15 protein-coding genes are annotated in these 18,308 nt (G+C 36.5%); 7 read left to right on the top strand and 8 right to left on the bottom strand.

Annotation, left to right across the window (positions count from 1 at the left end; translation table 11 throughout):
* Genes AC2A1G_RS05945 through AC2A1G_RS05935 form a run of 3 tightly spaced genes read right to left on the bottom strand, consistent with a single transcriptional unit; the run spans window position 1 to window position 3,048 of the window.
* Window positions 1-1,104: an HlyD family secretion protein gene (locus AC2A1G_RS05945; protein ID WP_484046014.1), complete on the bottom strand. Its 1,104-nt coding sequence runs from the start codon at window positions 1,102-1,104 to the stop codon at window positions 1-3.
* Between the two features lie 20 nt (window positions 1,105-1,124).
* Entirely contained in the window at window positions 1,125-2,438 is a 1,314-nt protein-coding gene (locus AC2A1G_RS05940; protein WP_484046013.1) for a TolC family protein, read from the bottom strand.
* On the bottom strand, window positions 2,422-3,048 hold the full coding sequence (locus AC2A1G_RS05935; RefSeq protein WP_484046012.1) for a TetR/AcrR family transcriptional regulator: 627 nt from the start codon (window positions 3,046-3,048) through the stop codon (window positions 2,422-2,424). The genes AC2A1G_RS05940 and AC2A1G_RS05935 overlap by 17 nt, the downstream gene beginning before the upstream one ends.
* 131 nt (window positions 3,049-3,179) lie before the next feature.
* On the opposite strand from AC2A1G_RS05935, the gene AC2A1G_RS05930 reads away from it, so the two are divergent.
* A complete protein-coding gene (locus tag AC2A1G_RS05930) occupies window positions 3,180-4,166 on the top strand; it encodes a hypothetical protein (RefSeq protein ID WP_484046011.1) in 987 nt (328 codons plus the stop codon).
* Between the two features lie 67 nt (window positions 4,167-4,233).
* Here the strand turns inward: AC2A1G_RS05930 and AC2A1G_RS05925 are convergent, their stop codons facing one another.
* Together AC2A1G_RS05925 and AC2A1G_RS05920 are read right to left on the bottom strand one after the other, a co-directional pair.
* Window positions 4,234-4,641, bottom strand: a complete 408-nt coding sequence (locus AC2A1G_RS05925; RefSeq protein WP_484046010.1) for a hypothetical protein — start codon at window positions 4,639-4,641, stop codon at window positions 4,234-4,236.
* A gap of 37 nt (window positions 4,642-4,678) precedes the next feature.
* Entirely contained in the window at window positions 4,679-5,797 is a 1,119-nt protein-coding gene (locus AC2A1G_RS05920) for a DNA polymerase III subunit (RefSeq protein WP_484046009.1), read from the bottom strand.
* Between the two features lie 247 nt (window positions 5,798-6,044).
* On the opposite strand from AC2A1G_RS05920, the gene bamG reads away from it, so the two are divergent.
* Genes bamG through AC2A1G_RS05905 form a run of 3 tightly spaced genes read left to right on the top strand, consistent with a single transcriptional unit; the run spans window position 6,045 to window position 8,970 of the window.
* A complete protein-coding gene (gene bamG, locus AC2A1G_RS05915; protein WP_484046008.1) occupies window positions 6,045-7,325 on the top strand; it encodes a BamG family beta-barrel-assembly machinery protein in 1,281 nt (426 codons plus the stop codon).
* A gap of 7 nt (window positions 7,326-7,332) precedes the next feature.
* A complete protein-coding gene (lptC, locus tag AC2A1G_RS05910) occupies window positions 7,333-7,914 on the top strand; it encodes an LPS export ABC transporter periplasmic protein LptC (protein ID WP_484046007.1) in 582 nt (193 codons plus the stop codon).
* Between the two features lie 9 nt (window positions 7,915-7,923).
* Window positions 7,924-8,970 (top strand): anhydro-N-acetylmuramic acid kinase, encoded by a 1,047-nt coding sequence (locus AC2A1G_RS05905; RefSeq protein ID WP_484046006.1) that lies wholly within the window; start codon window positions 7,924-7,926, stop codon window positions 8,968-8,970.
* Between the two features lie 30 nt (window positions 8,971-9,000).
* On the opposite strand, the gene AC2A1G_RS05900 is transcribed toward AC2A1G_RS05905, so the two are convergent.
* On the bottom strand, window positions 9,001-9,390 hold the full coding sequence (locus AC2A1G_RS05900; RefSeq protein WP_056083850.1) for a hypothetical protein: 390 nt from the start codon (window positions 9,388-9,390) through the stop codon (window positions 9,001-9,003).
* A 29-nt stretch (window positions 9,391-9,419) separates the two neighbouring features.
* Here AC2A1G_RS05900 and AC2A1G_RS05895 point away from each other — a divergent pair, with 29 nt between their 5' ends.
* Window positions 9,420-10,031 carry an NUDIX hydrolase gene (locus AC2A1G_RS05895; protein WP_484046005.1) on the top strand — a complete coding sequence of 204 codons (612 nt, stop codon included), beginning with the start codon at window positions 9,420-9,422 and terminating at the stop codon, window positions 10,029-10,031.
* Here AC2A1G_RS05895 and AC2A1G_RS05890 read toward each other — a convergent pair.
* Window positions 10,024-11,295 carry a UDP-N-acetylmuramoyl-tripeptide--D-alanyl-D-alanine ligase gene (locus AC2A1G_RS05890; protein ID WP_484046004.1) on the bottom strand — a complete coding sequence of 424 codons (1,272 nt, stop codon included), beginning with the start codon at window positions 11,293-11,295 and terminating at the stop codon, window positions 10,024-10,026. The two genes, AC2A1G_RS05895 and AC2A1G_RS05890, sit on opposite strands and share 8 nt — an antisense overlap.
* A gap of 63 nt (window positions 11,296-11,358) precedes the next feature.
* Complete coding sequence (gene gldJ / locus AC2A1G_RS05885) at window positions 11,359-12,960, bottom strand: gliding motility lipoprotein GldJ (RefSeq protein ID WP_484046003.1); 1,602 nt, start codon at window positions 12,958-12,960, stop codon at window positions 11,359-11,361.
* A gap of 164 nt (window positions 12,961-13,124) precedes the next feature.
* Here gldJ and porU point away from each other — a divergent pair, with 164 nt between their 5' ends.
* Together porU and porV are read left to right on the top strand one after the other, a co-directional pair.
* Entirely contained in the window at window positions 13,125-17,018 is a 3,894-nt protein-coding gene (gene porU / locus AC2A1G_RS05880; RefSeq protein ID WP_484046002.1) for a type IX secretion system sortase PorU, read from the top strand.
* 56 nt (window positions 17,019-17,074) lie between these two features.
* Window positions 17,075-18,238: a type IX secretion system outer membrane channel protein PorV gene (gene porV / locus AC2A1G_RS05875; protein WP_484046001.1), complete on the top strand. Its 1,164-nt coding sequence runs from the start codon at window positions 17,075-17,077 to the stop codon at window positions 18,236-18,238.
* Window positions 18,239-18,308: the final 70 nt, after the last annotated feature.

The following is an 18,308-nucleotide window of genomic DNA, read 5'->3' as shown; positions in this document are numbered from 1 at the left end:
TTAGTTCAAAGAAACCTCCACTTTCACATTCAATCCAGTTCTCAGTCTTTTCGCAACTTCTTTATCAAGGTTTACGAAATCTATTTTCACAGGAAGTCTCTGTACTACTTTTACGAAGTTTCCACTTGCGTTATCCGGAGGAAGAATTGAGAAAGAAGCACCCGTTGCCGGAGAGAAAGAACTTACCTTACCTTCAAATTCTCTGTCCGGGAAAGCATCGATTTCTATTTTCACTTTTTGACCTTCAACCATTTTATCAACCTGAGTTTCTTTAAAATTGGCAACAATCCATTTTTGATCATTTTTAACCATAGCAAAAAGCTGAGTTCCGGCCTGCAAAAACTGTCCTGTCTGCGTGGAAACTTTCCCTACATAACCATCTTCAGGAGCTGTGATTACAGTGTATGATAAATTTAATCTTGCATTTTCTACATCTACTTCTCTCTGTTTTGCTACAGAACCTGCAACGCTGATCTGTTGTGAGCTGGCTGCGGTTTGTGATGAAGCAATTCCAGTTTGCTGTGCAATCTGATTTCTTGTTTCTACCAAAACCTGCAGCTGCTTGTCAGCAGACTGTTTTGCTGCCAAAGCCTGCTCGTACTGCTGCTCTGTAATCGAATGGTCTTTTACCAAAACTGAATATCTTTTTAAATCCTGAGCAGTTTTCCAGACATTTACTTTTGCAGCTTCAATCTGTGCATTGGCTGTAGAAACTGCAGCTTCAGACGAACCGATGTTTTTAGACGTAGCCGTCGTTGTTGCCTGAGCATTTGAAATATTGCTTTTTGCTGTTACCAAAGCCGCTTCAGCCTGAGCAAGAGCCATTTTCTGATCTCTGTTGTCAAGCACTACCAAAGTATCTCCTTTTTTTACAAACTGATTGTCTGTTACCTTCACTTCCGTTACGTAGCCTGAAATTTTAGAAATTACAGGAGCAACGTTTGAGGTAATCTGTGCATCATCGGTTTCTTCGTGAGTTTGCCCGTAAGAATAGGTTTTGTAACCGTAAATTCCTCCTACGACAACTACTACGGCAAGTATGATAGGGAAAACTAAACTTTTTTTCTTTTTAGGTTCAGTATTCTGCGTTGTATTATTTTCCATTTTGGGTATTGAGTTCTTTATTAATTATTCGTTAATGTTCCTGTAGTCTGTACCAGTTTTCTGTAAGCTAATGCTGCGTCTGCTTTCGCATTAATCACACCAACAGTTGCTGAAATCTGAGCCGCATCTGCATCCAGAAGTTCCTGCATGGTCGCCAAACCGTTGTCATATTTATTTTTGGTAATTCTGTAATTTTCGGTAGCCTGAACAGAAGATTTTTCGAAAACTGCAATTCTCTGTTTGTAGTAATCTGCGTTTTGATATTCTCTGTTTACATCGAGCTTAATGTTGTCATTCATCATTTCGTCTGTCGCAGAAAGTTGTTTTTCTCTGGCTTCAGATTGTTTTAAAGCTGAATTCTTTTTCCAGATATTTGAAAGATTGTACTGAATTCCCAACCCTACATTCACCGCATTGTACATGGTGAAAAATTTAGGAACATCAGCTGCAACATAACCTCCTGTAAGTGCAATTGAAGGTAAACTTTCTGCTTTCGCTGCTTTTGTACCCAAAGAAGCCGCCTTTCTCTGCTGCTGTAAAGCCTGAAGATCTTTTCTGTTTTCCTGAGCGGTATTCAGATAATAATCTACTGTTTTTACTTCTTCCATTTCGTTGATGTATTCAGAATCAACTTCGATTTCAGTTTTATCAGGAAGACCTAAAAGAAGATCCATATTGATATTGGCAATATTGTAATTGTTTTTTGCTTCCAAAAGCTGAAGCTCAATATTTGAAGTCTGAAGATTGGCTTTTAAACGGTCATTTCTTGCAATGACACCATTGTTTTCAAGCTTTAAAAAGGTAGCGTCTCTTTTTGCCGAAGCTGAAAGATTTTCTTCTAAAACTTTAATCGACTGACTTGCTTTAAACAGATTATTATACGCCTGTGCAACATTGTAAGCAATCGCTACCTTGTCGTTTTCAGTATTTAATTTCGAAGCTTCTACCAGATATTTTGCAGATTCTATTCCGTACTTTATTCTTCCGCCACTGTATAAAGGAAGCGAAAGATTGGCAGAACCAAACAAAACCTGATTTACTTTCGGGCCTCCGTTTGCAGAAACTCCGGGAAGTTTGATGTCGATATTCGGAGCCAACGGAAGATACATATAGCTTGCAGAAAATTTAAGATCCGGAAGCTGTCTGTTTTTTGCTTCCAAAAGATCTGCCGTAGCTTCTTCTATTTTGGCCGCATCTATTTTAAGGCTTTTACTGTTCTGAATGCCCAGCTGTACTGCCTCATCAAGGGTAAGCATTTTCTTTTCCTGCGCATTGAATGTCACCATTCCTGCAAAAAAAACTGCCGCAATTACCGTATTATTTATTGTCTTCATAACCTAAAAGGTCTTTTAAAATATGTTTAATATGTTTATTAAGTTCGCTGAAAAATTGTTCTTCGAAAACTTCATCAGAATCTTTATTGTGAAGAAATTCTTTATACATTTCAATCGCATTCGAACCATAAAACAACGTTCCGCTTACGGTAGAATGTAAAAGATAAATAGGTGGATTTTTAGTGAAAATTCCCTTCTCAATCCCCGATTCCAGAATTTTTGAATACATAGAAATGAAACCCATTTTAGTCTGCTTCAAAAACTCAACAATCTGCGGTGTTTTGGTGTGAAGCTGTTCCCGCTGCATGATTCTGTAGAAGCATTTCTGTGTTTTCACTCTTCCCGCAAACTGGTCTACGATTTTTTCAATTTTTTCCCACTCGTTCAAATCGGTACGCTCCAGAATGTCTTTAGAAAAAAACTGACCTTCGCTCATTCTGTATTCTACCAACTTCTCGTAGAGCTTTTCTTTAGAACCGAAATAATAGGAAATCATTGAAATATTAACGTTGGCCGCTTTTGCAATCTCTCTGGTAGAGGTTCCTTCAAAGCCTTTTTCGGCAAAAAGTTCTTCGGCAGCAAATAAAATATTTTCTTCTTTCGAAATCATTGTAGTGAATTTTACGGGTGCAAAGATACATCAGCTAATTCAAAAAATCAAACGTTTGATTGAATTTTTAATTTAATTTTAATCTTCACTTATTTTCAAAATAATTTTATATTTACTTAAAATCAAATTCTATGGGCTTTTTCAGTTTTCTTTTCGGAAAAAAAAAACAGGCAGAAAAAAATAATCCTCAACCAACAACAGAACATAAAATAAAGATTTCCGAAAACGGGCCGAAATTCGACCTGGAAATCGTGGAAGCTTACAAAAGATATCATTCAGATCCATCTTCAGATATCAGCCTCAACATTGAAGACCAAAAAGGAAACTCTGTACCTCCGCACATAGCCTACCATCAGATATTTGCGCAGTGGGATGAAATTAAGTCTAAATGGGACAGAATGTCTTTACTTTATGAATTCTGGGACAATTCACAATTCGAAAAACTGGAAGGCTGGAAAATCATGGAGCGCTTTACGAAAGACCGATATGCTACAAAATCATTGAAATATTTCAAAGAAAAGATTGAAGGAAAAGATCAATTGTCTGTAGAAGAATTGGTGGCAGCATCTAAATTGCACAGAATTTTGCTGGATAATGATACGGCGATGAATTATGCCGAAAAAGCCTATAGCAAAGCAAACAATAATGATTTGGCAAAAGTGGAATATGCCAGTGTACTTCATTTATCAAAAGATACTGTAAAAAGGGAAAAAAGTCATCAGATTATCGCTGATGTTTTAGACAGGAAAATAAAGCAAAACGATTCAGAAAATACATTCGACTGTTTTATTTTCTCAGAAAATTATCTCGACTCATCTATATTTGCCATGGCTTATCTCATCAACAGTGATGCAGATTTAGCTACTTGGGATTATGTATCAGAAGAATATTATTATTGTCCAATTTTCCGTTACGAGCATGCCGTAAAATTGGCTGAATCTGAAAAAGACAGTCTTCGGGCACTGGCAAAACTCACCTCTTTAAGTCAGGAATTCCCATGGTTTACGACTGCAGTGCAGTCTACAGTGAAAAATATTGAATCGATGCGGGTTCAGCTTGGTAAGCCTGATTTTATGGCGGAGGAATATGTGGAGTTTAAAAAGAATTTGGAGAGGTGATTTTCATTGAATATTGAACATTCTTTCATCAAATTACCAACAGAATTTTTTTTTAAGCTGAGCAGTTTTATCCTTCTGAATAAGTAAATAATGGTTCTGATTCGGTTAAAACACTCATACAATCATTCATTCCAACTACTAAAAATTCATTATAACTTACTTCATGATGTTGTGCTAAAAATCCAGACCTTAATTTTTCAAGTTCAAACCAACCCCCACTTTCAACTTTCCAAAGCCATCCGGAAACTCGAACTTCTTTATCCCAAAATTCCAAAAGATTTGCTTCGTCTAATACTCTAAATCCAATAACATTTTCAAAACTAATATCAATTTGTTTGTTTGCTCCATCAAAGCTCAAAGATATTTTTAAGGTCAACAAATTAAAACCAATGTTTAAGATTTGCGGGATTGAATCAGTAAAATCATTCTTAAATTCTGTGACTTTTGGTTTCAATAATTTCTGAATATCTTTCATTATTCGAGTTTTCTGAAATTGCTTACAAGTCTTGAATTTACGAAACCTTATGAATATACCTCGACAATTTAATCCCCAAATCCGTCCACACAATTTTTGGGTTTCCATTTCGGGTTAAATGATGATCTGCTTCGTTGATTTCTTCAAGTATAGAAACAATATTGGCTCCGCTGATGTATTTTGAAAAGCCAGCCCAGTTGAATCCGTTCGCATCAATCTTTTTGTAAACCAAATCTTGCGAACCATAGTTCTGAAGCATCGCCAAACGGAAAATTTCTGAGCAATAATTAAGAAAGTTTTTCTGCTTTTCACGGTTCCATGAGGCGACTTCTCTTGCCCAGCTGATGATCGATTTCAAATACTCAGGTTTCTTTTTCACCATAAAAGCGTCGCGAACCCACTGTACAAAAAGCGCTTCAAAGTCACTGTTTTTATTTTGAGAATTTAAAAGTTTTAAGACTTCGTTCAAATCGCCCTGAGCCTGATGAATAATTTCGGCAATTTTTCCTTCATCAGCCTGAGTTCTTGTCTTCATATATAATTGAAGATCTTCATCCTCAATTCTCGGCACATCAATAATCTGGGTACGGGAAAGAATAGTTGGCAAAATATCGTCAATGCTTTCTGTTGTGAGAAGAATCAATGTTTTTGCCGGTGGTTCTTCCAAAAACTTCAAAAATTTATTGGCTGCGGAAGTATTCATTTTATCGGCTCTCCAAACGATGAGAATTTTTGTTCCACCTTCAAAACTTTTCAGTGCAAATTTTTGATTTTGCTCATCCATCTCGTCTGCAGAGATGAAAAGCTGTTTGTTTTCAGATTCTAAAACACCGGACCAGTCATCAAAACTAGCATAAGGCGAATCTAAAATCATCGATCTGAACTCTTCGAAATTTTTCTTGCTTAATGAATTATTTTTTTCCGTAAAAACGGGAAAACAAAAGTGAAGATCCAAATGATTGAGATGATCTACTTTGGACGCAGAATGTTCATTTTCATTATTAAGAATCTGTTTTGCATAGGCCAAAACCAAGGGAAAAGTTCCGTAGCCCTCCTTTCCTACGAAAAGCTGAGCATGGCTCACCCTGTTATCTGAAATACTTTCCTGAAGCAGTTTTTTTAGATTTTGCTGCCCTGCGATGTCGTCCCAATTCATGGTTCAAAGATAAAAATTTTTGTTGGAAGATGGATGATGGAAGATGGGTATACGGGAGTTTCTTAAAATTTAGAAATCAATCTAAATTTAATGTGAAAACATTAGAAAATTATTAATATCCAACCTTTTTGTATATAATTTAGAGTAAACAATTCACCACAAAATCCCCTTAACAAACTTTAACCTCGGTAAATTTTTACAATTCATTAATATTTAAGATATTTGCGCATTATTTTAAAAATCTAGAATGAAAAAAATCTTTGTACTATCATTCATTTCGGTGGGATATTTCCTTAATGCGCAGAGTATAAGCAATTCGCCATACGCAACTTACGGAATTGGAGATGTGAAGTTTGATAATACGATTGAGACATCCTCTATGGGAGGCATTTCAACAGCATACATCAGTGATTTCACGAGTAACTTTAACTTCGGGAACCCTGCCAACAATACCAATTTTGAGCTTACCAGCATCAAATTGGAGGCAACCAACGAAAATAATTACTTCAAAACAAATTACAACAATACAAAGTCTACCAAACATTCTACGTATTTATCTAATATTTCGCTTGCATTTCCTCTTTCACCAAAAGTGAAAATGGGTTTGCTTTACCAGCCGTACAGCTCAAAAAGCTATGACGTATTGACTTCTGAAACCAATGAAACAACCGGAACTGTATATGCCAACAGATTTACAGGAAAAGGAACACTAAATACAGCGCAGGCTGCAATTTCTTACAACGTTGGTAAAGGTCTTTCGGTAGGAGCAAAAGCTAATTTCTACTTTGGAAATCTTTATGATATCAATGAATTTACAGTAAGTGGAGCTGAATTTATCAATGGCTATGAGACCAAAAATAATATCAAGAATTTCAATTTTACTTTAGGTACAAGCTATCAGAAAATCAATACTTCTACTGATAATAAGCTAACACTTGGTGCAACTGTTACATTCGGGAATACCGGCAATATGGTGACTGATTACAAAAACAGCACCTATTATTACGGTACCGCCGAAACGAAGATCAACGAAACAATCATCGAACAGAAAAGCATAAACTCTAAAAATCTTATTCCGTTGCAGGCTTCATTAGGAGCCGGATATGGCAGTAATAATGAATGGTTTGTTTCTGCACAGCTTGATTACAAAAAAGGCGAAGATATCTCTTATTTTGGGAAAAGTTTCGATTTTCAGGATACGTACAGAATCTCTGCCGGAGGTTGGTATTTGCCAAATTACAACAACTTCAGAAACTATTTCTCGAGAGTGGTTTACAGATATGGTGCTTTCTATGAAAGAGGCGGTTTGAAAATTGCCAACAACAGCATCAACAAATATGGTATTTCTGCAGGTGTACTTCTTCCGTTCAAATCCAGCGGTATCCAGAGAATGAGTGGTCTTGAGATTGGTATAGAAGCCGGGAAAAGAGGAACGCTTAATGATAACCTGATCAATCAGAACTATATCAATCTGAAACTTGGTTTCAACTTTGCTGACAAATGGTTCAGAAAGAATCTTTACAACTAAAATGTTTTTGACTTCAAAAAATATCAAATTTAAAAATATAGCATACCTTTTCAGTTGTGCTATATTTTTTATATTCACATCCTGCGAAGACGATCTCACCAAACAAAAAGGGACAGACAACAGGAATTTCCCGTCGCAGGTAATCAATAACGCCAACATTGTCCAACGGGATTCCGGGATAATTACACTAAAGGCTTATGCTCCGATTATTGAAAAATACGAGTTGATTGACAGCCCTTATGTAGTGGCAAAAAAAGGAATTAAAATCGATTTCTTCGATAAAAAAAATCCTAAACCCGGAACTATTACCGCCAAGTATGCCCGAATATTTGAATATAAAAAATTCTATGAAGCAAAAGGCGATGTGAAAATCACCACCAATGAAGGACGTAGATTTGCAACCCAAAGCGTTTACTGGGATCAGCGGAAGCAGCGAATTTACACCCGCGACACTGTTTACCAGACCATGCCGGACGGATCTGTTTTGATTAACGCTCATGGCATGTGGGCCAAAGATGATTTCTCAGAATACAGATTCTTTAAAAATTCGGGAGATCTTGATGTGAGCCAAAGCAAACTTGCCCAATAATTTTTCAGCATGAAAACCAGAGCTATCGGATTAATGTCGGGAACGAGCCTTGACGGACTTGATATTTGCTTCGCTGAATTTGATAAAACTGACAATCAGTGGCATTTTAAAATCATTGAAGCTGAAACCATTCCCTATTCTGAACAATGGGAAAACGATCTTAGAAATTCAATTCATTTATCTGTTGAAGATCTTTTAGCACTAAATTCAGATTACGGATTTTATTTGGGTGAAAAAGTAAAAGATTTTATCAAAAGTAAAAACATTTCAAAAGTCAACCTTATTGCTTCCCACGGCCACACGGTTTTTCATCAGCCTCAAAGAAAATTCACACAACAGATTGGCGACGGAAGAGCTGTAAAACTGGTCAACTCAATTCCTGTGGTTTATGATTTCAGAAGTCAGGATGTTTTGATGGGCGGAAATGGTGCTCCACTCGTACCAATCGGTGATGAACTCTTGTTTTCAGAATATGATGCCTGTCTGAATCTGGGTGGATTCTCCAATATTTCATTTAAAAAATCGGATAAAAGAATTGCCTTTGATATTTGTCCGGTGAATATTGTTTTAAATAAAATCTCTCAGGATTTAGGCAAAACGTTTGATGAAAACGGAGATTTGGCAAGAACTGGAAAAGTTGATTCAAACTTATTGGAAAAACTGAACAATCTGGAATTTTACCATCAGCCACACCCAAAATCTTTAGGAATCGAATTTTGTAATCAACTTATTTTTCCACTTTTGGAAAATGCAGATTCACTTATTGCTTTGGCAACATTTACTGAACATGCGTCAGTTCAGATTTCAAAAATATTCAATGAAAATCAATTGAAAAAAGCTCTGTTTACCGGCGGCGGAACTTACAATTCTTATTTAATTGAAAAAATTAAATCTAGAACTACTTGTGAAATTATTATCCCCGAAAAAACCATCATCGATTTCAAGGAAGCTTTGATTTTCGCTTTTATGGGCGTTTTAAGAATGAATAACGAGATCAATGTGCTTTCTTCTGCAACGGGAAGCACAAATGATCACAGCTCAGGGATTATCGCATAAAAAAAACCTTCATTGCTGAAGGTTTCGGTTTTATTTATAAGTTTCAATTTTATCGGTAAGGGTATTGATAAAATTCTGAAGCGGTTTTTCAACCATCATTTTGATGAAAGGATTAAATTTCCCTTCAAACAGCATCTGAACTTCAGTCTGATTTTCATTTAAAGGCTTCAAAGCAGCCGTCAGAGCAAAATCAAGACTTGAGCTTGCCGATTTCAAAACTGCTTTTTCTTCGGTTACTTCGTCAATCTTCAAAGCAATTTCGGGCATTCCCTGAAGTCCGAATTTGAATCCGTCTTCACGGGTTTCAAACTTCTGCAGACCGTCCGGCATAAACTGTTTGTAGTTTTCCGGAGTTTTTAATACTTCAGAAAGCTCTTTTGCAGATTTATTAACGATTATTTTTCGTCCTTCTAAATTCATTTTTTATTTTTGTATTTAAATTATTACAAATGTATAAAGTTTTTGTCAACGAAAAAAAATTATTACTCTCTAAGACTCCCGAAAACTTAGAAAAAACAGTCGGTTACGAAAACTCTACAACGCTGGAAATTGCTTTGGATCTTCTTCAAAACACATCCACTTCAGAAATGAATGTTTATGGCGAAAATCTGGAAACGATCTGGGAAGAATTTAACCGACTTTTCAGAAAGATTGAAGCTGCAGGCGGAATTGTAAATAATCCTTCAGGAGAAATTCTCTTCATCAAAAGACTCGGAAAATGGGATCTCCCAAAAGGTAAAATGGAAAAAGGTGAATCGCGTGAAGAATCTGCCATCCGTGAAATCGAAGAAGAAACAGGCCTGAGAAATGTTGTTTTAAAAAATTTCATCAATACAACTTACCATATTTATGTGGAAAGAAACGGCGACAAAGTACTTAAATACACGCACTGGTTTGAAATGTTTTTTGATGGCGAAGACACCTCAAAGCCTCAAACCGAAGAAGGAATTACAGAAGTTGCATGGAAAAACGACAGTCTGATTACCGCTGAAGTTTTCCCAAACACTTTCAAGAATATTAAACTGATTTTATCTGATTTTAAAGAGTCTAAGCTTAAATAAAATCCAATGCTTTTTCTAAGGCAATTCCTCGGGACGCCTTTAAAAGAACATTTTCTGAACTGATTTTATTTTTTTCTAAAAACGCTATGAGTTCTGAAGTATTTAAAAATGCTTCAGGTGAATCATTTACATTTTTAAACTGGTTTCCAACAGTAATAATTTGGTTAAAATTGAGACTTTTAGCCAGATTTAAAATATTCTGATGTTCAGTTTCACTTTCATCGCCTAATTCAAGCATGTCACCTATGACAATTGTTTTCGTTCCTTCAAAAGTTACGAAATTATGAAGTGAAGCTGTCATAGAACTCGGGTTGGCGTTGTAAGTATCTAAAACGAGCGTTTTTCCATCTTTTTTCATAATCTGCGAACGCATGTTGGTGGGCGTATAGTTTTCTACGGCATGTTTAATTTTTTCAGAATCAATTCCAAAATGAAGTCCGAGACTTACTGCTGCACAAAGATTTGTGAAATTGTACTCTCCTGTCAGTTTTGAAACAGCGGTAGTATTGTTAAAATTTAACCCGACAAAATGTTCAGAAGAAATTAATTCAAACTGATAATCAGAATTTTCCTTACCGAAACTGATTTTTGGAGAATAATTGAGTGTCTTTTCAAACTGAACAGTATCATTATCATTCACCAAAATGGTCTGCTGATGATTTATTAGATAATCATACAACTCAGATTTACCTTTAATCACACCTTCAAAACCACCAAAACCTTCAAGATGCGCTTTCCCGAAATTGGTGATGTAACCTATTGTCGGCTTTGCAATATTACACAGCAATTCAATTTCCTTTTTATGATTCGCTCCCATTTCAACAACCGCCATTTCATGTTCAGGTTTGATAGAAAGGATAGTCAAAGGAACTCCGATATGATTATTCAGATTCCCAAAAGTGTACTGTACATTGAATTTTTTGGAGAGAACTGCATGAATGATCTCTTTTGTGGTAGTCTTCCCGTTGCTCCCCGTAAGACCAATTACAGGGATTGTGAGCTGGTCTCTGTGATGAACCGCCAGCTGCTGAAGGAAATCTAAAGTAGATTCCACATAAAAAATATTTTTTTCTGTATTTTCAAAACTTTTCTGCTCAACAATTACCGCCAGCGCACCTTTTGAGACGGCATCTTCAGCAAGTGTTGCAGCATTGAAATTATCTCCTGAAAAAGCGAAAAAAATATCATTTTCACCAATCTTTCTGCTGTCGATGGTTACGTTGCTTGCCTTTAAAAATATCTGATAAAAATCCTGTACATTCATAGCCCAAAAATAAAAAACCTTCTGAATATTCAGAAGGTTTTTGTATAATATTTTGATAATAAATTATCTTCTCGTTCTACCTTTGTTTTTTGAAGTCGCATCCTGCGCTACACGGAATCCGATCCATCCGTAACCAGCGTTTTCAGCTTTATATCTTCTTTGTCCCGGATCTAACCAGTACGCTGAATCCTGCCAAGAACCTCCTTTCACAACTCTGATATCGTTAGAAATCTGAGAAGTTCTCTTCCCGGTATCTTTCTGTAATTTTACTTTACCGTTTGCATCAACGAAGAAGTTTTGTCTTGCTCCGTTATACATATTGTAAGAAGAAACAGAATCAGAAGCATTTCTGTAACTTAAAGAAGACTGCTGATCTCCATCTCTAAAGTTTGCATAGTTTGCAATTGTTTCTCTGGAGTATTGACCTGGAAGATTTTTAGCAACTAATCTTCCGTCTCTTAAAGTATCGTACTTCATGTTGGTTTCGTCTACCATCTGGTAAGTTCCGTCTCCGTTTCTTACGATAGCCTGAGGAGCATTTCCTCTGTAGTAGTTGAAATCACTGTATTCATCGTCTACGATTGGTCTGTAAACATCAGCTGTCCATTCAGCAACGTTTCCGTACATTCCGTAAATACCGATAGCATTTGAAGGATATAATCTTACGTCTGAAGTTTTAGCTGAACCGTCGTTTTTCCAACCTGCAGGACCTGAGTAATCTCCCTGACCTTGCTTGAAGTTTTCAAGAAGCATACCTCTGTCTCTACCTTTAGTACCTCTCAAAGACTGGATTTCAGGAGCTTTACCTAAGTACATGTTGTACTCTCTGTTTTTCTCCATTCCCAAAGCTGCGTACTCCCATTCTACTTCACTAGGAAGTCTGAATTTTGTTACCATATCTGCACCAGGAGCTCTGTTTGCAGCGATAAGTCTTTGGTTAGTTGTTTTTATACCAGTTTTTTGCTGTCTTCTTTGCTCATTGATGTAGCCTTGCATTTCAGGATCATTCGATTTGAATTTATCCATATTGAAAGCAGTACCACCTTGGTTGTTAGATTCATTAATATATAAATCTTTAGCAATGATACCGGCATTCATTAATGCTTTTTCGTTTGCTCTGTCTGTCAACCATTCACAATATCTGTTTGCCTGAGCCCAAGCCACACCTACTACAGGGTAATAGTCGTAGTTAGCATCTCTGAAATACGTTTCGTTGAAATCATTTCTAGAAAGCTTGTTGTCCCACAATAAAGTATCTGGCAACGCACCGTTGTAGATTTCTTTAAAGCTAGGATCACTTGGTGGGAAAACATACTTCAACCATGTAAGGTATTCACGGTATTCGTAGTTAGTAATTTCTGTTTCACCGATGTAGAAAGAGCTTACCTGCATTCTGCGAGGCGAGTTATTCCAATCGTGCATTACATCATCTTTCACTAATCCCATTGTAAAAGTTCCACCTTCTACATAGACCATTCCTGGCCATCCTTTCTGCTCCTGTTGCTTTCCTGCAAAAAACCAACCCTGTTTTTCGTTTGGTTTCCAACCTGTCTTAGAGACAAAACTTTTCGTACCGCCTCCTTTGCCGGTCCCGGATCCACCACAACTGGTTAATGCAAGTGTAGAACTCAATGCTATTAATGAAAACAACTTTAGTTTTTTCATAGTCGATATAAATATTAATCAAAGTACAAAGAAAAAGTAAATTATTCAATAAATCAAATAAAGATTTGATTTTTTTTGAAAAACGATGTGAAATTAATTTTATTGTACCCTACGTAATTACAAAATTTTCATTTATTTTGTAATTCGGAAATTCATCTACAAACATGAGACTGAAAATTATATTTATATCCCTCTTCTCTTTAGCCACCACTCTACAGGCACAACGTGTTGCCATTGAATGGAGCGGCTCTAAAACCGAAGATTTTGGTACTATAAAGAAAGTACTGCCTGCATTTAAAAATGAAGGATTTGCTTTCGCGCAAAACAATGTTTTTATTCATAATAAAATACAGACGGGAGCAAACCGGTTGAAGGTTACCAATCTTCAGTGGGAAAATGTTTCTTATAAAGATTTATTTGAACTGAATGCAGCACAACTTCCGGAGAATGAAATTAAGGATATCACGTATGTTGATATTGAGGGAGAAAGATATGCAAGCTACAATGTTTCTTTATTTAAAAGAGTAAACGGAACGGTGCAAAGACTTTCTTCTTTTCAAATTACGGAAGATACTTCTCCACAAAACCTTAACGCAGCGAAAGTAGGAACTACTGTAAACCCCCTTTCATCAGGTAGTTTTTACAAAATAAAAGTCGACAAATCGGGTATTTTTAAAATTACTGCACAATTTTTAAGAGATATCGGAATAAATCCTTCCAGTGTAAATCCTAAAAATTTCAGAATTTATGGGAATGGTGGTATTATGCTTCCCGAATTCAATCAGGATACAAAATACAGTGCCCTTCAGGAAAATGCTATTCAGGTTTTTGGGGAAGAAGACAATGTTTGGAATGATAATGACTATGCTCTGTTTTATGCACAGGGACCTAATGGCTACAATCTTTATAATAACACAAACGGGAATGGCTTCAAAAGAAGAGAGACAAGAATCGATGATGCCAATGGTGTGAAAAACATTTATGAAGATTTTTCTTATTACTATATCAATTTTGATAAAGGAGCGGGAAAAAGAGTTCAAAATGTAGATGTTAATTTACCGGCAACTCCTCTTATCACAAGATATGATGACTATCAGGTGATTAATAATGATCAGAAAAATTTACTGAAAGTAGGTCGTATTTGGGTAGAAGAAGCACCTTTCACTGCAGACAAAAGTATTGTAATTAATGTTGCAACTCCTATCCAGCCGGGTGATGCCATCAGATACCGTACGCAGGTAATAGGTTTTGGTGCACAGCAAAACAGTGTCACTTTCAACATTAATAACCTTAATCCTTCTATAGGAGCAGTTCCTCCGAATAACCAAAATTATGTGTTTGAATATTACCCGCTGAGCTACAGGGGTACTATATCTAATCTTACAGGAAATCAGATTACTTTCAACTACCTTCCTAATATTACCACCAATCCAAACGGGGCTTTCCATTTTGATTATCTTGAAGTACAATACAAACAGGATCTTACTTACAATGGTTCTCAGATGAGTTTCAGAGATTTTTCACTTCAAAGCGGAAGCAATACCACGTATGGTTTTGGAGTATCAAATACCGGAGCTATGGAGCAGGTATGGGATGTTACCGACATCACAAACGCAAACAGAAGAGTAAATAAGGGAGGAGCAGGATCATTTAATTTCGCTTATACCACTTCAAATTTATTCTTTAATAATGAATTTGTTGCTTTTAGAGCTGACGCTGCATTTGCACCTCAGTTTGTTGAAAGAATAGGCAATCAGGATCTTTCGGGACTGCAGAATGTAGATTACCTTATTATTACAACTCCAGAAATGATGGGGCAGGCTCAGCGATTAGCAAACTACCATCAGACTAAAAACAGTTATAACGTACAGATTGTAGATCCTGCCAAAATTTATAACGAATTTGGAAGCGGAAGCCGCGACCTTACTGCTATTAGAGATTTTATTACTAAACTGAATACTCCTACTGGAAGATTAAAGTATGTAATGATTATTGGGGACGCTTCTTATGATTACAAAAATAGAATTCCAAACAACAGCAATGTAGTTTCGGGTTACGAAAGTGAAGAATCTGCAGACGTTGTAAGCTCATACGTTACGGATGATTATGTAGTGATGACTACACCGCAAACCAATCTATCGCTAACCAGCAACCTGCCAAATTTGCCAATCGGAAGATTACCTGCTGCCAATGCTACGGAAGCTGCCAATATGATTGACAAAACCTTGGCTTACTATAATTCATTGCCGGGACAATCTAATTCTTTCGGAGAATGGAAAATGAAACTTGACTTTGTAGTTGATGATGATAATGACGGCGGACCGCCTTTTCATACTGTAATGAACAATTCCTTGCAGAGTGTTTTTGAAATCCCGGCAAGTACCAATTTAAAGGAATATAATGTTCGAAAACTTTATTTAGACTCATTTCAGGGGCAAAGCACTGCAGGCGGACGTAGATACTCACAGGTAAATCAGGCAATTTCTAATGATATGGGAAATAGTCTTTATCTTTTCTATTTCGGGCATGGAGGAATCAATGGCTGGGCTCAGGAAAGAGTTTTCACAACAGATGAAATTCAGGCTGCCAATAATTTTTCTAATATTTACAGCAGATTCCCTTTTGTATCAACTATTACATGCGAATTTACTTTATGGGATGAGCCTGGAACTTTCTCTGCGGGTGAGCAGCTTATTAAATTAAAACAAGGTGGCCCTGCTTCAATGATTACATCAAGCCGTGCGGTAGGTGTAGGATATGGTGTAGACTTTACAAATCTTTATACAAGAGAAATGTTTAAACTGACCAATGACGATTTTATTTCAATTGGAGACGCGCACCTCAATGCTAAAAAGCTAAAACCAGGCGACCCAAATCACTTTAAAGTTAACTTTTTGGGAGATCCTGCAATGAAACTTTCAAGACCGGCGAGACGATTGGTGATTGACAATATAGAATCTCCTGTTCCGGGATTAATCAGAGGATTGGATTTTGTGAAAGTGACGGGACATATCAATAATGCCAACGGAACTTTAAATAACACCTTCAACGGTCGTGTAGTTATTAATATTTTTGATAAAAGATTAAATAAAAATACATTAAACAACCCAGGAAATCTTACTCCTATCCTTAATTATACTGAAGAAGGGAGTGCTATTGTAAAAGCATCAGGAATTGCTACAAACGGACAGTTTACTGTAGAATTTTACGTTCCTAAAGACATTAATTACACTGTAGGAGAAGGTAGAATCTTAGGTTATGCAGACAATAAAGTTTCAGATGTCTTCAACAATCAGGCGGTACAGGTAGGCGATATTAATCCAAATGGAATTAACGACAATGAGCCACCAAAGGTAAAACTGTACATGAACAATACTAATTTTGCCAACGGAGGTATTACCAATCAAAACCCTACTCTTTTAGCCTGTTTAACTGATGATACCGGAATTAATTCAACAGGATCAGGAGTTGGTCACGACATTACAACTTATCTTGACGGACAGATCATCAATACTTTAGTTTTAAATGATTTTTATGCTTCAGGTGAAGGAAATGGATGTATCAATCCTGCTTTGGCAGAGTATCAAAAAGGTAATGTAACTTACCCTTTCAGAAACTTAGCGATTGGGCAGCACCAGCTTACATTTAAAGTTTGGGACATCAATAATAATTCTACAGTTTCTACGTTAAACTTTGAGGTTAAAGACCAATCTGACCAGCATTTGATTATCAACAGACCAATGAACTGGCCAAATCCTTTCACCAATAAGACCTACATTCATTTTGAGCATAATTGCGATGATATTTTGGATGTGAATGTTCAAATCTACACCATTACAGGAAAATTGGTAAAAACAATTACCTCGGCTGTGATTGCAGAACCGTTCCTACAGGGCTACAGAACGCCTAAACAGGCAATAGAATGGGATGGAAAAGATGATTTTGGTGATACAGTAGCAAAAGGTACGTATATTTTTAAGATATTTGCAAAAAGTCAGAATCAAGAAAAATGCAAAGGAAGTGCTACAGCTGTAGAAAAAATGGTACTTTTGAAGTAAAATTATAATTTAATCGAAATATATCTACAAAACTGATAATATATAAAAGACAACATATGAATTTAACTACTAAACTGCTTTTAGGAATAGGTCTGAGTGCCGGCTTCTTAAGCTACGCTCAGGATTTAAGCCAGGTAAGACCTGTATTGACAGGAGCACCTTTCCTTAGAATCGCACCAGATGCAAGATCAGGTGGTATGGGAGATCAGGGTGTGGTAACTTCACCAGATGCATTCTCTCAATTCTGGAATGCGGCTAAATATCCTTTCAGCAGAACAAGTTCTTCTATTGGTTTGAACTATACACCATACATGAGTAAACTTACAAATGATGTATTTTTATTGTATGGCGCCTTTCATAAATTTTTAGGTCAGGAAGAAAGATCTACGATCTCGGCAAGTATCTATTACTTCAATATGGGAGAAGTAGACCTTACTCAGTTGGTAGGAAACGAAGTTACTTCTATGGGTACTTCTAAGCCTAACGAATTCTCTATCGACGTTGCTTACGGTCTTAAGCTTTCAGATTCTTACTCAATGGCGGTTACAGGTAGATTTATCCGTTCAGACTTAGCCGGAGGATTCAACACAGATACTACTTTGAAACCAGCAAACTCATTCGCAGTTGATATTTCAGGTTACTATACTTCACCGAGATTTCAAAGTTTCGGAAATTATGAAGGTAAAATAAACGGAGGTTTCGCTGTCACCAACTTAGGTCCTAAATTGGATTATACAGGAAATGAAGAATCAAGATCTTATCTTCCAACAATGGCAAGATTAGGTTTAGGATATGATATGTATTTGGATGATATGAATAGAGTTGGGCTTTCTGTAGAAGGTTCGAAAATTCTGGTTCCGGGATCTGAATTTATCGGAAATGATCCTAATACAAGACAACCAATGTATGCAGTACCCAATGTAGGTGTAATGGAAGGTATCGGAAAGTCATTCAAAAACACCAATTCTATTATGTATAGTGGTGCTTTGGAATATTCTTATGACAATGCATTTGCTTTAAGAGGAGGTTACTTCCACGAAAGCGAAGAGCAGGGAGCAAGACAGTTTGCCACTGCAGGTATCGGTTTGAAATACCGTTCATTCGGATTAGACATTTCTTATTTGATCAACATGTCTAAAATCAATACAGCATTAGACAACACCCTACGTTTCGGTCTTACCTGGAACATCGGTGCTGAAACATCTAATGTAGATTATTAAGATTATAAAATTAATATACTCAAAAGCTCCAATTTCTGGGGCTTTTGTTGTTTTAACCTAATAATTAACT

The sequence above is a fragment of the Chryseobacterium sp. HNCC26DJ240 genome (assembly GCF_057180485.1).
Note: the sequence above shows the minus strand (reverse complement) of the source record. Positions and strands in the feature narration are given on the sequence as shown.

What these genes read in the sequence shown, in the direction of transcription:
- AC2A1G_RS05945 (WP_484046014.1), bottom strand. Translation starts at nt 1,104, where the DNA reads ATGGAAAATAATACAACGCAGAATACTGAACCTAAAAAGAAAAAAAGT.
- AC2A1G_RS05940 (WP_484046013.1), bottom strand. Translation starts at nt 2,438, where the DNA reads ATGAAGACAATAAATAATACGGTAATTGCGGCAGTTTTTTTTGCAGGA.
- AC2A1G_RS05935 (WP_484046012.1), bottom strand. Translation starts at nt 3,048, where the DNA reads ATGATTTCGAAAGAAGAAAATATTTTATTTGCTGCCGAAGAACTTTTT.
- AC2A1G_RS05930 (WP_484046011.1), top strand. Translation starts at nt 3,180, where the DNA reads ATGGGCTTTTTCAGTTTTCTTTTCGGAAAAAAAAAACAGGCAGAAAAA.
- AC2A1G_RS05925 (WP_484046010.1), bottom strand. Translation starts at nt 4,641, where the DNA reads ATGAAAGATATTCAGAAATTATTGAAACCAAAAGTCACAGAATTTAAG.
- AC2A1G_RS05920 (WP_484046009.1), bottom strand. Translation starts at nt 5,797, where the DNA reads ATGAATTGGGACGACATCGCAGGGCAGCAAAATCTAAAAAAACTGCTT.
- bamG (WP_484046008.1), top strand. Translation starts at nt 6,045, where the DNA reads ATGAAAAAAATCTTTGTACTATCATTCATTTCGGTGGGATATTTCCTT.
- AC2A1G_RS05905 (WP_484046006.1), top strand. Translation starts at nt 7,924, where the DNA reads ATGAAAACCAGAGCTATCGGATTAATGTCGGGAACGAGCCTTGACGGA.
- AC2A1G_RS05900 (WP_056083850.1), bottom strand. Translation starts at nt 9,390, where the DNA reads ATGAATTTAGAAGGACGAAAAATAATCGTTAATAAATCTGCAAAAGAG.
- AC2A1G_RS05895 (WP_484046005.1), top strand. Translation starts at nt 9,420, where the DNA reads ATGTATAAAGTTTTTGTCAACGAAAAAAAATTATTACTCTCTAAGACT.
- AC2A1G_RS05890 (WP_484046004.1), bottom strand. Translation starts at nt 11,295, where the DNA reads ATGAATGTACAGGATTTTTATCAGATATTTTTAAAGGCAAGCAACGTA.
- gldJ (WP_484046003.1), bottom strand. Translation starts at nt 12,960, where the DNA reads ATGAAAAAACTAAAGTTGTTTTCATTAATAGCATTGAGTTCTACACTT.
- porU (WP_484046002.1), top strand. Translation starts at nt 13,125, where the DNA reads ATGAGACTGAAAATTATATTTATATCCCTCTTCTCTTTAGCCACCACT.
- porV (WP_484046001.1), top strand. Translation starts at nt 17,075, where the DNA reads ATGAATTTAACTACTAAACTGCTTTTAGGAATAGGTCTGAGTGCCGGC.